This is a genomic window from Tateyamaria sp. (genome assembly GCF_039940735.1).
Classification (GTDB): domain Bacteria; phylum Pseudomonadota; class Alphaproteobacteria; order Rhodobacterales; family Rhodobacteraceae; genus Tateyamaria.
In genome coordinates this window covers 87,405-101,905 of sequence record NZ_JBDVGB010000066.1, presented here as the reverse complement: position 1 = coordinate 101,905, position 14,501 = coordinate 87,405, and the positions used below count along the sequence as shown (strand labels likewise).

Here is a 14,501-nt window from a genome sequence, read left to right as displayed (position 1 = left end):
GTGCCTATTTGGACTCAATTTGACGATTTTCCACAAGGATGTGTGTATGAATACCGCTCTAGACATAAAAGAACTGTGGCATTCGGGTGTTGAGGCCGTGCGCGGCGATGTGGCGGTGGCCCATGCGATTGCTCAAGGTTTTGTTGCTCGACCTGATCATATCATCGCCATTGGCAAGGCCGCAGGCGCCATGGCGCGCGCGGCGTGTTCGGCGTTTCCAGACGCATCTTGTCTTGTGGTGACGAAATACGGGCATGCAAATGAGGCCCCCGCCACATCCCACGTGATCGAGGCCGCTCACCCCGTTCCGGATGACGCGTCTTTGAAAGCGGGGCGCGCATTGCAGGCCGCAGTTTCGTCATTTTTACAGGGCACCCATTTGCTGATGCTTGTGTCTGGTGGTGCCTCGGCCCTCGCCGAAGTGCCGCGCGACGGCATGACCTTGTCGGACCTGAAAGACAGCACCAACACGTTACTGGCGACAGGTGCGCCTATTGGCGAAATGAACACCCTCCGCACAGCCAATTCGCAAATCAAAGGGGGGAAATTGCTTGCCGGGTTCAAAGGCGCGCAAGTGACCACCCTTGCCCTGTCGGATGTAGAAGGCGACGCACTTGCAACCATCGGATCAGGGATAGGAGACGCGCCAGAAAAGCCTGTCTTCGATTTCCACCCTCATATCGTGGCATCCAACACGATTGCACGGGACGCTGTCGCCGCGGCCAGCCCCGTGCCTGTCACAATGAACGCCGAAACACTGTACGGTGACATCAATGATTTGATCCCACGCATTGCTGGTGAACTGGCGGCCGCGCCGTCTGGTCTGTTTGTCTTGGGCGGGGAACCCGTTGTCGTTCTGCCAGAACACCCCGGCAAGGGGGGGCGCAACATGGCGCTGGCCCTTGGGCTGGCCCGCGAAATCGCGGGCACAACAGGCCTGCGCATTCTGGTAGCGGGCACTGACGGCACCGATGGTCCGACGGATGCGGCGGGTGCATTGGTTGACGGCCAAACATGGAAAGAAAGCGCGGCCGACGCTTTAGAACGTGCAGATGCATACACGTGGCTTGATGCACATGGCGCGTTGATCAAAAGCGGGCCGACAGGCACCAACGTCGCTGATCTATTGATTGCCATGAAAGATTAGGGCGCGGCTTGACAGTGCGGGCACGTATCGCAACCGTGCCCGCATGAAAAACAACCTACGCGACATCGAAGAAATTCCCGACCTTGGCATCACCATGTCCGATGGCACACGCCTGTCCGCCCGTATGTGGCGGCCCAAAGATGCAGGCGACGACCCGGTCCCGATGATCCTTGAACACCTGCCCTATCGCAAACGCGACGGCACTTGCGCACGCGATGCGCTGACGCATGTGTATTTCGCCCAACGCGGCTATGCCTGTTTGCGCGTTGATATGCGCGGCAATGGCGACAGCCATGGGCTGATGGAAGACGAATACACCCAACAAGAGCTTGATGACGCGGTTGAGGTCATCAATTGGGCCGCCGCCCAAAATTGGTGCAATGGGTCTGTCGGCATGATGGGCATCAGCTGGGGTGGGTTTAATGCGCTTCAGGTGGCCGCAATGACCCCCGAACCGCTCAAGGCGATTGTGACGCTGTGTTCCACCGTCGATCGCTATGCCGATGACATCCATTACAAAGGCGGCTGCCTGCTGAACGAAAACCTTGGCTGGGGCGCGACCATGTGGAGCTATTCTTCGCGCGCGCCCGACCCTGCCCTGCGCCCCGATTGGCGCGAGATGTGGCTAGAGCGGTTGGAAAACGAACCCTTTTTGCCGTCCGTCTGGCTGCGCCACCAAGGACGGGATGAGTATTGGAAACACGGGTCGGTGTGCGAAAGCTATGACACGATCAAAGCGCGTGTGTTGGCCGTGGGGGGATGGGGTGATTCCTATAAAAACACGGTGCCACAAATCGTTGATAACATCCCCGGCGCCAAAGGAATCCTTGGACCTTGGGTGCATAAATACCCACATTTTGCAGTACCCGAGCCGCGAATCGGCTTTCTGCAAGAGGCGTTGCGCTGGTGGGATAAGTGGCTGAAAGGCGTCGATACCGGCGTAGAAAAAGACCCCGATTTACGGACCTATCTGATGGATGGTGTGCGCCCGGCAACTTGGTACACCGAACGAAATGGGCGTTGGCTTGCGAACGCTGTAAGCGAGGCGCAAACATGGCACCTGAACCAAGACGGGTTGGGGGCGTCTTCACAGACTTTTGAACGCCTTGTTGCCTCGCCTCAAGACACCGGCGCGGATGCGGGTGAATATTGCGCGATTTGGCTGGGTCCGGAACTGCCGGGCGATCAACGCCGTGATGATGCATTCAGCGCAACCTTTGACAGTGCAGCCTTGCCCGCTGATTTGGCGATCACTGATGCGCCAGAAATCAATCTGACCCTCGCCGCCGACCAACCCATCGCGCATGTGGCGGTCCGGCTGAACCACATCCATCCGGACGGCGCGGCGACGCGTATCACATATGGCGTGTTGAACATCGCGCGTCATTTGGGGCGCCCTTTGGTGCCCGGCCAACAAGAGAACATTCGCCTATCGCTTGATCATATCGCCTATAAAGTGCCCGCTGGGCACCGCATTCGCGTGTCGATTTCACCGACCTATTGGCCTCTGATCTGGCCTGCCCCAAATGCCGTCGCGTTAACGTTGTTCGCCGGTTCACTCAGCCTGCAAACCCTGAAAAACGCTGACACTTGGACGTTCCCGCCACCTGATGCCGCTGCTCCTTGGCAAACCGAAGAACTGCGCCCCGAAGCCCACAGTCGTCAGCACATCACCGACATGACCACAGGCATCACGTCACTGCTGATCAAAGACGATTTTGGCAAGGTGCGTGACCTTGAACATGGACTTATCAATGGGTCCATCGCGCGCGAGGCTTGGGAAATTCACCCCGATGATCCGCTGTCAGCGCGCGGCACATGCCATTGGACCGACGAGCTAGAACGCGACGGGATTGCCCTGCGCACCGAAACCACCTGCGAGATGTGGTCGGATGCCGAGCACTTCCATCTACACGCCGAAGTGCAGGCATTTGAGAACGGAAAATGCATTTATCAACGCGAAGTCGAGGACAAGATTTCCCGCGATCTTTTGTAGCCCCCTGCACGCCACGTCCCTGACTTCAAGAGTCATTAACGCTTGCGACACGGCTTCAAATGCTTACCCTCTGGCACACATTCAAAACAATCCGCGCCAAAGACGCGGTCACAACAACCGGGAGATATTATGTCAGACCAACTCAAAGATCTGTCCGCACGCGTTGCCGCAGGTTCAATGACGCGCCGCGAATTCATGAGCAAAGCCGCCGCACTGGGCGTAAGCGCCGCCGTGGCTTCGACCATTCTGGCTGGCGACGCCAAAGCTGCGACACCTGTCGCTGGTGGTTCGTTCAAAATGGGCATCCAAGGTGGTGAATCCACCAACAGCCAAGACCCCGCAACATGGGCTTCTGATGTACCGCTTCAGGGCGGTTTCCTTTGGGGTGAGCCACTGGTTGAATTGAACTCAGACGGCAGCCTTAAGGGCTTGGTCGCCGAAAGCTGGGAAGGGTCCGACGACGCAACCGTCTGGAGCTTCAAAATTCGCTCGGGTGTGAAGTTTTCCAATGGTGCAGACGTCACCGCCGATGACGTTCTGAAAACCATGGAACGCCACTCGAACGAAGATTCTGAATCCGGCGCTTTGGGCATCATGCAAGGCATCGGCAGCATGCGCACAGTGGACGACGTATTCGAAGTGACGCTGAGTGTCGGCAATGCTGACCTGCCCTATCTCTTGGCCGATTATCACCTGATCATTCAGCCCGGTGGTGGTTTTGACGACCCCGCAGCGGCGATTGGCACAGGCCCCTACACGCTGGAAAGCGACGAACCCGGCGTGCGTATGGTTTTCAAACGCAAAGACGATTATTGGGGCGGCAGCCAAGACGAAGTGGCGCACTACGACACTGTCGAAGTCATCGTTTTGAACGATGCGACAGCACGTACAGCGGCCCTGCAATCTGGTCAGGTTGACACGATCAACCGCGTTGAGCCCAAGATTGCGGCCTTGCTTGACCGCGCACCCAACATCGACGTTCTGTCGACATCCGGTCGTGGCCACTATGTGTTCATCGCCCACGTCGACACAGCACCGTTCGACAACTTGGACCTACGTCTAGCATTGAAATACGCGCTGAACCGTCAGGAAATGGTCGACAAAATCCTGCAGGGCTATGGCTCGCTTGGGAACGACATTCCGATCAACGCAGCCTATCCGCTGTATGACGAAGCAATCCCACAGCGCGAATTCAACCTCGAAAAAGCGGCCGAGCACTACAAAAAATCTGGCCACGACGGATCGCCCATCGTTCTGCGCACGGCTGATGGTGCCTTCCCCGGTGCGGTTGACGCGGCTGCCCTGTTCCAGCAATCGGCCCAAGCGGCTGGCATCCCGCTGGAAATCAAGCGCGAACCCAACGATGGTTACTGGTCCGAAGTGTGGAACGCACAGCCGTTCTGCTGTTCCTATTGGGGCGGTCGCCCTGTGCAGGATCAGATGTACACCACTGCCTACCTGTCCACAGCGGACTGGAACGACACACGTTGGAAGCGCGAAGATTTTGATGCCATGCTACTTGAGGCACGTGCTGAAATCGATGAAGGCAAGCGCAAGGAAATCTATTCCCAAATGGGTCGCCTGCTGAACGAAGAAGGTGGCGTGATCGTGCCCATGTTCAACGACTTTGTCGATGCGATGTCGACAAGCGTCAAAGGTTGGGAAGCCAACCCGAACGGGCCACAGATGTACTGGAAAACTGCCAAGTACACCTGGAAGGCGTAAGTCGGTTTTATGCACCCGATTTTAAAACTTGTTGCCCAGCGCCTTGCGCTGGGCGTCGTTCTTCTTTTTGCCGCGTCGGTCCTTTTGTTTGGGCTGACAGAGGTGCTGCCGGGCGATGCGGCACTGTCCCAATTGGGGCAAGCCGCGACACCGGAAAACCTTGCAAACCTGCGCGAAGAAATGGGCCTGAACCGCCCCGCCGTCACCCGATACGCCGAATGGATTGGCGGTATCATGACCGGGGATATGGGCACTTCGCTGATCAACAAACTCTCCATTGCCGAACAGGTCGGCCGGCGCCTCAGCGCCACACTGTTCCTCGCCTTCTGGGCCGCAATCATCTCTGTACCTCTGGCCATTCTGCTGGGTCTGATCGCTGTGCGATTCCAGAACCGCTGGCCCGACAAGCTGATCTCTGGGGTAACACTCGCCTCGATCTCGCTGCCTGAATTCATGATCGCCTACGTGCTGATCTTTTTCTTCGCTGTGCAAAGCCTAAGCTGGAGCATCTGGGGATGGTTTGGCATGAGCCCAATCGCCTTTCCATCTTTCGCCTCGGTCTCTCCCGGCATGCCATTGTCGGCACAGCTTTACGCCATTGCGCTGCCTGTGATGGTCCTGACGTTGGTGGTGCTGGCACATATGATGCGCATGACGCGCGCTGCGATCCTGAACGTGATGCAATCTGCCTATATCGAAACGGCAGAACTCAAAGGGCTGAACACCTTTGCTGTGATCCGCAAACATGCCTTTCCAAACGCGATCGCACCGATCGTGAATGTGGTGATGATCAACCTCGCCTATCTGGTGGTGGGCGTCGTGGTGGTCGAGGTCGTGTTCGCCTATCCCGGCATGGGTCAATATCTGGTGGACGCGGTTGTGAAACGCGATGTGCCCGTAGTGCTGGCCTGCGGCGTGATCTTTGCGGCCGTCTATATCATCCTCAATATCGTCGCAGACGTGGTGTCCATTCTGGCCAACCCGCGCCTTCGCCACCCCAAGTGAGCGGAGCCTAAACATGCTTAGAAACATCCCCCTCTCCGCCCTTGTTGGGCTAACTATCACAGCCACCTATTTCCTTGCCGCAATCTTTGCGAGCTGGATCGCCCCCTACGGCATGGCCGAAGCCGTGGGCGACGTGTGGGAACCCTCGTCGGCGGAACATTGGCTGGGCACCGACCAAATCGGGCGCGATCTGCTGACGCGCATGATCTTTGGCGGACAAACCACGATCCTGATCGCGACACTGGCCACAATCCTCAGCTTCGCCACGGGTTCTGTGCTTGGCTTCATCGCAGCGGTTTCCGGCGGATGGGTTGACCAAGTGATGAGCCGCCTTGTCGATCTGTTCATGTCGATCCCTTCGCTGATCCTCGCCCTCGTGATCCTGTCCTCAATCGAAGCAACCGTAGTCACACTGGTGATCATCATGGGACTGCTGGACTCCACCCGCGTCTACCGCCTTGCACGCGCTGTGGCTGTCGATATCTCTGTCATGGACTACGTCGAAGCTGCCCGCCTGCGCGGCGAAAAACTGAAATGGATCATCTTCCGCGAAATCCTACCCAATGCGCTGTCACCACTGGTGGCCGAAATGGGGCTGCGGTTCATCTTTATGGTGCTGTTCATCTCGACACTCTCTTTCCTTGGCATTGGCGTACAGCCGCCACTGGCAGACTGGGGCGGCATCGTGAAAGAAAACAAAGAAGGCATCAACTTCGGCATCGGCGCGGCCCTCTACCCGGCCATCGCGATCGCAACACTGGCGATCAGCGTGAACCTAATCGCCGACTGGATCCTAACGCGTACGACCTCACTCAAGGGTGGACGCGGATGACTCTGATCCCATTCATCTTGCCAAATAAACTCCGGGGGTCCGGGGGCGGAGCCCCCGGGAGGAAGCCATTATGACCACACCTCTTCTTCAAGTCCGTGGCCTTAAAATCGGCGCAACCGTCTATCCACCGGGCGAGAAACCACATGACATCGAAATCGTGCACGGCGTCGACTTCGACGTCGAAGCGGGCAAAGTCCTTGGCCTCATCGGGGAATCCGGCGCAGGTAAATCCACCATCGGGCTTGCTGCTATGGCCTATGGGCGCGGTGGCGTGGAACTGACGGGCGGGTCTGTCACAGTCAACGGGCGCGACGTGCTGCAAGCTTCTGTGCGCGATGTGCGCAACTTGCGCGGTGCCGAGGTGACTTATGTATCCCAATCTGCGGCGGCCTCGTTCAACCCGGCCAAACGGATCATGGAACAGGTGATCGAAGCGGCCGTTTTACAAGGTAAGTTCAACAAGTCTGACGCCGAAAAACGCGCTGTCGAACTGTTCGAAAAACTTGGCCTGCCCGACCCCGAAAACATCGGCGACCGCTATCCCCACCAAGTATCCGGCGGGCAATTGCAACGCTGCATGACGGCCCTTGCGCTATGCCCTGAACCTGACCTTGTGGTCTTTGATGAACCGACGACTGCGCTGGACGTCACCACTCAGATCGACGTGCTCAAAGCGATCAAAGACGCGATCCGCGACACCGGCGTCGCCGCTCTTTATATCACCCATGACTTGGCCGTGGTGGCTCAAGTCGCAGACCATATCATGGTGCTGCAACAAGGGGCGATGGTCGAATATGGCACAACAGATCAGATCATCAACCACCCAAAAGAAGAATACACCCAAGCGCTCGTCTCTGTCCGATCGATCAAACATATCGAGAAACAACCCACCGATGATCCGATCCTCAGCGTTAAGGGCATCACAGCACGTTATGCGGGCACCAGTTTCGACGTGCTGCATGATGTCAACGTCGACATCAGCGCCGGTCAAACGCTGGCCGTGGTGGGCGAGTCTGGTTCGGGCAAATCCACTCTTGCCCGTGTCATCACAGGGCTTTTGCCACCGCGTGATGGCTCCATTGAATTTGCCGGGCGCACGTTGACGCCAGATCAGCCCTCACGCAGCCTCGAAGACCTGCGTGAATTGCAAATGATCTATCAAATGGCCGACACCGCCATGAATCCGCGTCAAACTGTGGGCACGATCATTGGGCGCCCTCTTGAATTCTATTTTGGCCTCAAAGGCGCAGAAAAACAAAAACGTATTCAGGAATTGCTGGACGAGATTGAGCTGGGCGACGGCTTTCAAGACCGCTATCCGGCCGAACTGTCGGGCGGGCAGAAACAACGCGTCTGCATTGCACGCGCATTGGCCGCCAAACCCAAATTGATCATCTGTGACGAGGTCACAAGCGCGCTTGATCCGCTGGTCGCGGATGGCATCCTAAAGCTGTTGCTTGATCTGCAAAAACGCGAAGACGTGGCATACCTCTTTATCACCCATGACCTTGCCACAGTGCGCGCCATCGCCGACAGCATCGCTGTGATGTATCAGGGCCGCGTGCAGCGCTATGGGACTAAGTCCGAAGTCCTGTCACCGCCCTTTGACGATTACACAGACCTGCTACTGAGTTCTGTGCCTGAAATGAAACTTGGCTGGCTCGAAGAGGTGATCGCGCATCGCAAAATGGAAAGCGCTGGCAACTAAGCCGCGCGATCCATTTCTTTTGTCGCGATGCATTAAATCGTTAGTTCGATTGTGTCTGCCAATATCCGTTCGCCGCGGCGACTGTCTGAAAATTGACGGCAACCACATGGCTGGCGGCCGTCAATGCGTCTGCATCCTGTTCGTAAACGGCCCGTAGTTTCGCCCGTATTTCGTCATCTGGCTGCGTGGTCTTCACCGCCATACGAGACAACTTGATGGCCAAATTGAACCCTTCCTCGGGCGTTGCAGTGATAAGCGTGGGTAACCATGACATGATGGTGTTCCTTCCTGAAATAAATGATCGTTTTCATAGTGCCGATAATATGCATTGAAAAAGCATATTATTGTGATACCAAAAAACATCTTTGGTAAGGATGAAAAACATGTCTGTCTCGGAAATGATATTGTGGCCAGGAACCAAAGTCTGCAAACTCATGGGCATAGACCCAGAAGCAGACGCCGGCATGATCCGTTGGATGATCAACACGCTGGTTTATTTAATCATATCACTCAGTGTGATGTGGATCATCGTACGGTGATGCCACCCAGAATTGACCTGCGCCGACAGGATATCGCCAACGTCGTGAAAGCCTTTTACGCCCGCGTGCGTGTGCACCCGGTGCTTGGCCCCATATTTGCGGCCCATGTCGATGACTGGCCAACACACGAAGAAAAGATCACCTGTTTTTGGGCCAATGCGATCCTTTTTGAACGATCTTACGACGGCAATCCTATGCAGGTGCATATTCAGACAGGCGACGTGCTTCCTGCGCATTTTGAACCTTGGCTCGCCTTGTTTGACGAGACGTTGGCCGAATTGATCGCCCCGCCACAGCGCGAACAATGGTCCCATCTCGCGCATCGCATCGGGCGCGGCCTGTCGTTTGGCGTCACTGACGCACGTTGCCCCGTGGGATCAATTCCAAACCTGCGCGGCGGCTGATCTTGACGCGGCCCATAAAGAAATTTCGTTCCAGACCGGAGCCTTGCCATGCAGCTTTCCACATTTACCGATTACGCATTAAGGATGCTGATGCATCTTGCCGTGGCACAAGATCGTAAACTCACAACCCGGCAAATCACGGACATGCACGGGGCCAAATTCAACCATCTGACCAAGGTCACACAATGGTTGGTACGAGAGGGTTATGTCACCGCGACGCGCGGGCGTTCAGGGGGGCTGCAACTGCGCCGCGATCCGGCCGAGATCAACATCGGGAAAGTGATCCGCGCGTTGGAAAGCCAGCACAGGCTGGTCGAATGCCTGAGAGAAGACGGTGGCACCTGCATTCTTGCACCGGCATGCGAGTTGACGACAACGTTGCTAGAGGCACAAGACGCGTTCTTTCAAGTGCTTGATGGCAAAACCTTGTTACAACTGACTGTGAACAACAGAAAAATCACCCCGTTACTGCACCGCTTAAATACCGCTTAACCCTGAGTGGCGGGCGCGGAAACCGATACGGTTTCCGGTCATTTTCCGTGTCGGAAAATGGTGCCTCTACCTTAGGGCCGCTTTTTGCGATGCAAACGTTTCGGACAATTGACTGGCTTGTTGCAAACCTTGGATAGTTTGCTGCAATTCCCCGTCCTTATCAAACAACAAAAGCGTCACATGCGGCACGCGATATTTACGTGCAAACGCCGCACCCTCAGGCGTCTTTATGTCCGCGATCAGGTAAGTAATCTCTCCCTCGTCAAAATCGCGTAAAGCAGCACGGGTCTGTTTTTGCAAAGCTGTACAGGTCGGACATTGCGGGTCATGGATTTGTACAACGGTCATCGGCGCTTCGCCGACACGGCTTAGATCGTGTTCCTTACCGTAGGCGCTAAATGAGCTCGCCCCCCAAAACCCAACACCGACAACCCCAACAGCGGCCGCGGCCCCATATCCGCCCAACCGTAACATGTCACGGCGCGTTCTTGGCGCTGGTGCAACCGGCGCTTTGGCTTTGGCTTTGCGGGCTTTGCTGCGGGACTTTGACATTTGTACTCACATGTAACTGAATTGGTTTTGCGTACTTTAAATCGAGCCGCGCTTCATATGTCTCACGATCCCGTTACATTGCAATACCGCCATGGGGTGGGAAAGTGACTTACTCCGCCGCAACCGCAGGTTTTGCAACGTCCCAAGGACGCACGAAAGACCCAAGTACAGTTTGCACCGACGTGTCCGTCGCTTCGCCCATATCAATCTGCGCCACCAGTCCACGCTTTTTGTCATCGATCACAGAAACCACACGCGCCTCCAACTCGGCTTTAGCCAAGGCTGCGTTGTACACCCGCGTAATCGCCTCGCGACGCAGATCGGGTTTGAACACTTTACCCACAGCCGTCTTTGGTAGTTCATCCATGATGGTCATGTGCTTGGGCATCGCTGCGCGTTCAAGCACATTTTCTGTACAGAACGCCATCAACTCGTCCGTTGTGACCGAGGCCCCCTCGACCAGTTCCACATAGGCACACGGCACTTCACCCGCATGCGCATCCGGCTGACCGATGGCACCAGCAAAGGCGACGGCCTCGTGCCCCATCAACGTCTCTTCAATCTCGGCCGGATCAATGTTGTGGCCACCGCGAATGATCAAGTCCTTGGCGCGCCCTGTAATCCACACATAGCCATCCGCGTCCACACGACCCAGATCGCCAGTGCGCAGATAGATATCGTTATAATAAAGGTCCGCGTTCTTTTCGACTTCGGTATAGGTATGGCCAGCAACAACACCGGGGTTCGAGATACAGATTTCACCAACCTCATCCACGTCCGCCTCGATTGAACCATCGGGCGTACCTTTAAAGATCTTCACCTGCGTGTAAGGAAGCGGGATACCAACCGACCCGATCTTTTTTGTACCATCCGGCGGGTTGGCCGAGACCGCACAGGTCGCCTCGGTCATGCCGTAGGCTTCGATGATGGCAACGCCAGTGGCCGTTTCAAACCGTTTAAACAGTTCTTGCGGCAAAGGTGCTGATCCGGAAAACGCCTTTTTGATCGAGCTGATATCGGCATCAATGGGCCTTTGCATCTTGGCTGAAATGGCCGTGGGTACCGTGATGATAAACGTGACCTTCCAGCGTTCAACCAGCTTCCAGATGTTGTCCATCACCCCTTCGCCGCGATACCCTTGCGGTGTTGGGAACACCACATGCGCGCCACTGAAAATGGCCCCCATCATGACAGGGTGGCAGGCAAAGACGTGAAACAATGGCAGCGGGCACATCACAACGTCCTGTTCCGAGAACAAGACAGTATCCGCACACCAGCCGTTATAGATCGCGCCAGAATATTTATGCTGGGCAACCTTTGGCATGCCCGTCGTGCCGCCTGTGTGGAAATAGAAGGCCACACGGTCCTCTTGCACATCCTCAAATTGCAAAGTGGTCGGTTGTTTGGCCACCTCAGCATTGAACGCCTTGTAGGTGACGCCGGGGGCCTTTGCGACTTTGGGTCGGATCAAGGGGATAATCCATGACTTCAGCCCCGACACGTGATCCAAAAGATCGACCTCAAGTACGGTTTTGACGCTTGGCGCAAGAGAGACGGCTTCTGCTGTTTTCTCGGCCAAATCGGTCTTTGGAAAGGCGCGCAGGGTCACAACAACTTTGGCGTTGGTTTCGCGCAAGATAGACCCGATTTGTTCAGCATCCAGCAACGGGTTGATCGGGTTTACGATCCCTGCAACCGCGCCACCAAGTAAAGTCACAACGGTTTCCGTCGCATTGGGCAGCACATAAGCGACCACGTCTGTTGGCCCAACACCAAGGGCGCGCAACATGTTGGCGCACTGCGTGGTGCGATCCTTTAACGCCGACCACGTGAGGGTTTCGGCCTTGGACGTCGGGTCCGAAAATATCTGATAGCTGATCGCCTTATGTGTGGGAAACTTGGCGGTTGTGTCAGAAAGCATGCCGTAAAGTGTTGTGGCAACATCGCGCTGCGTCCACGGCATCTCGTTTTCGATAGCGTCGCGATCTGCGATCCCTGCAAAGGTCGTCATTGGCATCCTCCCTGACGCGCAAGCCAAATATGGCGCGCGGCTCTTTTCCCTTGAAACCAAGATGATGCCACGGCGCGCATTGTTCAAGCATTGCATTTTCGCCAAAGGCCAAGGGACGCCGCGTAAAACGCTGTGACCTTGGGTCACGCGCTGCGACGAAAGAAAGGAAATAACCGCGTTTGGCGTTATTCAGCCGCCATTCCGTCGGTGAATTGCAGGCGTGCCAGCCGCGCATAAAGCCCGCCTTCGGCCACCAAAGCGTCGTGCGACCCCTGCGCCACAACGCGTCCTTGATCCAGAACGACGATACGATCGGCCTTTTTCACCGTTGCCAGGCGGTGCGCGACGATCAAGGTCGTGCGTCCTTCGGACAATGCGTCAACGGCGTCTTGCACGGCGCGTTCGCTTTCTGCGTCCAACGCACTTGTCGCCTCGTCCAACAATAACACTGGCGCGTCGCGCAAAATGGCGCGTGCAATCGCGATGCGTTGCTTTTGGCCGCCCGACAACATCACACCGCGTTCACCCAAAGGGCTGTCATAGCCCTGCGGCAAGGCCGTGATGAAATCATGGGCCGCAGCGGCGCGCGCGGCGGCTTCAATTTCGGCCTGCGTCGCATCGGGCCGACCAAAGGCGATGTTTTCGGCCGCAGACGTGGCAAAGATCATTGGGTCTTGGGGCACCAAGGCGATGTGCTTGCGGAACGCTTCGCGCTCTAGGCCGGCGACATCCATGCCGTCCAGTTTGATCGCGCCACTTTGCGGATCATAAAAGCGCAACAACATCTGAAACACAGTTGTTTTGCCCGCACCCGAAGGGCCAACAAAAGCAATCGTTTCACCCGGTTGGATGTCAAAACTGACCCCATCAAGCGCATTGGTCGCCGGGCGCGCCGGATAGGAAAATTGCACGTTTTCAAAGCTGATCTGTCCCTGCACAGGCGCGGCCAGTTGGGCGGGGTTCGCCACATCTTGCACATCATCGCGCGTGTGCAGCAATTCCACCAACCGTTCCGTTGCACCCGCTGCGCGTTGTAATTCGCCGATGATCTCAGACAAAGCAGCAACACCGCCTGCGACCATCACCGCGTAGATCACAAATTGGATCAGCGCCCCCGCAGTCATCACGCCAGCGCGCACATCATTTGCCCCAATCCACAGCACACCAACGATGCCTGCAAATGTCAGGAAAATCACAATCACCGTCATAGCCGAACGCGTGGTGATGCGCCGACGCGCTGCACCATAGCTGGCCTCGGTCACATCAGAAAACATTGCGCGACTGGCCGTCTCGTGGGTAAAGGCCTGCACCGTTTGAACCGCACTCAACTGTTCAGAGGCCCGCCCCGAAGACGCTGCAATCCAATCCTGATTTTCACGGCTGAGGCCGCGCAACCGCCGCCCTAGCACCATAATCGGCACAACCACAGCCGGCACGATCAACAACACCATCAGCGTCAACTTGGCCGAGGTCAGCATCATAAGAACCAACCCACCGATGAAAATCAGCAAGTTGCGTAAGGCAATCGAAACGGACGACCCCACAACGCTTAGGATCAAGGTGGTGTCCGTGGTGATGCGGCTTAGAACTTCGCCCGTCATGATATTTTCATAAAAACTGGGCGACATTCCAATCACCCGATTAAACACTGCCTTGCGAATGTCAGCGACAATACGTTCACCCAAGCGCGTCACCAGCGCATAGCGCAGGCCGGTTCCGATCGCCAATAGGCCCGCGATACCAATCGCCGCCAGAAAATAGGAATCAAGGATACCCGGGTCGGTTGAGCCGAAATTGTCGATCACCCGGCGCACAGCCAAAGGCAGTGTCAGCGATATAATTGCGGTCCCAACCAGCGCACAAATCGCGGCGATCGCCAGTTTCCAATAGGGGGTGATAAACGGAAAAAGGGCACCTAACGCCCCAATCTTTTTAGACTTTTCGCGTTCTTTTGTAGCAGACGCCGGCGGCACCGGTTGTGTCGTGGTATCAGTCATGCGCGCTCCGGCATTTGGTTTGCACCGCACATGGCCGCAACCGCGCAACAACGTCAAGGGATCAGCCACCCGAAACACGTCAATTCACAAAGA

The 14,501-nt window shown here is 56.4% G+C and carries 12 protein-coding genes; 8 read left to right on the top strand and 4 right to left on the bottom strand.

What is annotated here, in order from left to right; all coding sequences use genetic code 11:
- The first annotated feature begins 46 nt into the window (after positions 1–46).
- The 6 genes from ABJF76_RS14835 (at position 47) to ABJF76_RS14810 (ending at position 8,413) form a co-directional block, all read left to right on the top strand.
- The gene (locus ABJF76_RS14835) at positions 47–1,147 is read left to right on the top strand and encodes a DUF4147 domain-containing protein (RefSeq protein WP_413820874.1); all 1,101 of its coding nucleotides are present in this window, start codon (positions 47–49) and stop codon (positions 1,145–1,147) included.
- A gap of 43 nt (positions 1,148–1,190) precedes the next feature.
- Positions 1,191–3,143, top strand: a complete 1,953-nt coding sequence (locus tag ABJF76_RS14830) for a CocE/NonD family hydrolase (protein WP_413820873.1) — start codon at positions 1,191–1,193, stop codon at positions 3,141–3,143.
- A 129-nt stretch (positions 3,144–3,272) separates the two neighbouring features.
- The gene (locus tag ABJF76_RS14825) at positions 3,273–4,868 is read left to right on the top strand and encodes an ABC transporter substrate-binding protein (RefSeq protein ID WP_413820872.1); all 1,596 of its coding nucleotides are present in this window, start codon (positions 3,273–3,275) and stop codon (positions 4,866–4,868) included.
- A gap of 9 nt (positions 4,869–4,877) precedes the next feature.
- On the top strand, positions 4,878–5,873 hold the full coding sequence (locus ABJF76_RS14820) for an ABC transporter permease (RefSeq protein WP_413820871.1): 996 nt from the start codon (positions 4,878–4,880) through the stop codon (positions 5,871–5,873).
- A gap of 13 nt (positions 5,874–5,886) precedes the next feature.
- On the top strand, positions 5,887–6,705 hold the full coding sequence (locus ABJF76_RS14815; RefSeq protein WP_413820870.1) for an ABC transporter permease: 819 nt from the start codon (positions 5,887–5,889) through the stop codon (positions 6,703–6,705).
- A gap of 70 nt (positions 6,706–6,775) precedes the next feature.
- Complete coding sequence (locus ABJF76_RS14810) at positions 6,776–8,413, top strand: ABC transporter ATP-binding protein (RefSeq protein ID WP_413820869.1); 1,638 nt, start codon at positions 6,776–6,778, stop codon at positions 8,411–8,413.
- Positions 8,414–8,453: 40 nt separating this feature from the next.
- On the opposite strand, the gene ABJF76_RS14805 is transcribed toward ABJF76_RS14810, so the two are convergent.
- Complete coding sequence (locus ABJF76_RS14805) at positions 8,454–8,687, bottom strand: hexameric tyrosine-coordinated heme protein (RefSeq protein WP_413820868.1); 234 nt, start codon at positions 8,685–8,687, stop codon at positions 8,454–8,456.
- Positions 8,688–8,951: 264 nt separating this feature from the next.
- Between ABJF76_RS14805 and ABJF76_RS14800 the strand changes: the two genes are divergently transcribed.
- Together ABJF76_RS14800 and ABJF76_RS14795 are read left to right on the top strand one after the other, a co-directional pair.
- Positions 8,952–9,356 (top strand): group III truncated hemoglobin, encoded by a 405-nt coding sequence (locus ABJF76_RS14800; protein ID WP_413820867.1) that lies wholly within the window; start codon positions 8,952–8,954, stop codon positions 9,354–9,356.
- Between the two features lie 48 nt (positions 9,357–9,404).
- Entirely contained in the window at positions 9,405–9,848 is a 444-nt protein-coding gene (locus ABJF76_RS14795; RefSeq protein WP_413820866.1) for an RrF2 family transcriptional regulator, read from the top strand.
- A 66-nt stretch (positions 9,849–9,914) separates the two neighbouring features.
- Here ABJF76_RS14795 and ABJF76_RS14790 read toward each other — a convergent pair whose 3' ends face one another.
- The 3 genes from ABJF76_RS14790 to ABJF76_RS14780 all read right to left on the bottom strand — a co-directional run bounded on the left by ABJF76_RS14790 (position 9,915) and on the right by ABJF76_RS14780 (position 14,408).
- Positions 9,915–10,400, bottom strand: coding sequence for a thioredoxin domain-containing protein (locus ABJF76_RS14790; protein WP_413820865.1), 486 nt, complete (start codon positions 10,398–10,400; stop codon positions 9,915–9,917).
- A gap of 109 nt (positions 10,401–10,509) precedes the next feature.
- Positions 10,510–12,411, bottom strand: coding sequence for an acyl-CoA synthetase (locus ABJF76_RS14785; protein WP_413820864.1), 1,902 nt, complete (start codon positions 12,409–12,411; stop codon positions 10,510–10,512).
- 185 nt (positions 12,412–12,596) lie between these two features.
- Complete coding sequence (locus ABJF76_RS14780) at positions 12,597–14,408, bottom strand: ABC transporter transmembrane domain-containing protein (protein ID WP_413820863.1); 1,812 nt, start codon at positions 14,406–14,408, stop codon at positions 12,597–12,599.
- Positions 14,409–14,501: the final 93 nt, after the last annotated feature.

Excerpts from the sequence above, each read along its gene's own strand:
- ABJF76_RS14835 (WP_413820874.1), top strand. The coding sequence starts at position 47 with ATGAATACCGCTCTAGACATAAAAGAACTGTGGCATTCGGGTGTTGAG.
- ABJF76_RS14830 (WP_413820873.1), top strand. The coding sequence starts at position 1,191 with ATGAAAAACAACCTACGCGACATCGAAGAAATTCCCGACCTTGGCATC.
- ABJF76_RS14825 (WP_413820872.1), top strand. The coding sequence starts at position 3,273 with ATGTCAGACCAACTCAAAGATCTGTCCGCACGCGTTGCCGCAGGTTCA.
- ABJF76_RS14820 (WP_413820871.1), top strand. The coding sequence starts at position 4,878 with ATGCACCCGATTTTAAAACTTGTTGCCCAGCGCCTTGCGCTGGGCGTC.
- ABJF76_RS14815 (WP_413820870.1), top strand. The coding sequence starts at position 5,887 with ATGCTTAGAAACATCCCCCTCTCCGCCCTTGTTGGGCTAACTATCACA.
- ABJF76_RS14810 (WP_413820869.1), top strand. The coding sequence starts at position 6,776 with ATGACCACACCTCTTCTTCAAGTCCGTGGCCTTAAAATCGGCGCAACC.
- ABJF76_RS14805 (WP_413820868.1), bottom strand. The coding sequence starts at position 8,687 with ATGTCATGGTTACCCACGCTTATCACTGCAACGCCCGAGGAAGGGTTC.
- ABJF76_RS14800 (WP_413820867.1), top strand. The coding sequence starts at position 8,952 with ATGCCACCCAGAATTGACCTGCGCCGACAGGATATCGCCAACGTCGTG.
- ABJF76_RS14795 (WP_413820866.1), top strand. The coding sequence starts at position 9,405 with ATGCAGCTTTCCACATTTACCGATTACGCATTAAGGATGCTGATGCAT.
- ABJF76_RS14790 (WP_413820865.1), bottom strand. The coding sequence starts at position 10,400 with ATGTCAAAGTCCCGCAGCAAAGCCCGCAAAGCCAAAGCCAAAGCGCCG.
- ABJF76_RS14785 (WP_413820864.1), bottom strand. The coding sequence starts at position 12,411 with ATGACGACCTTTGCAGGGATCGCAGATCGCGACGCTATCGAAAACGAG.
- ABJF76_RS14780 (WP_413820863.1), bottom strand. The coding sequence starts at position 14,408 with ATGACTGATACCACGACACAACCGGTGCCGCCGGCGTCTGCTACAAAA.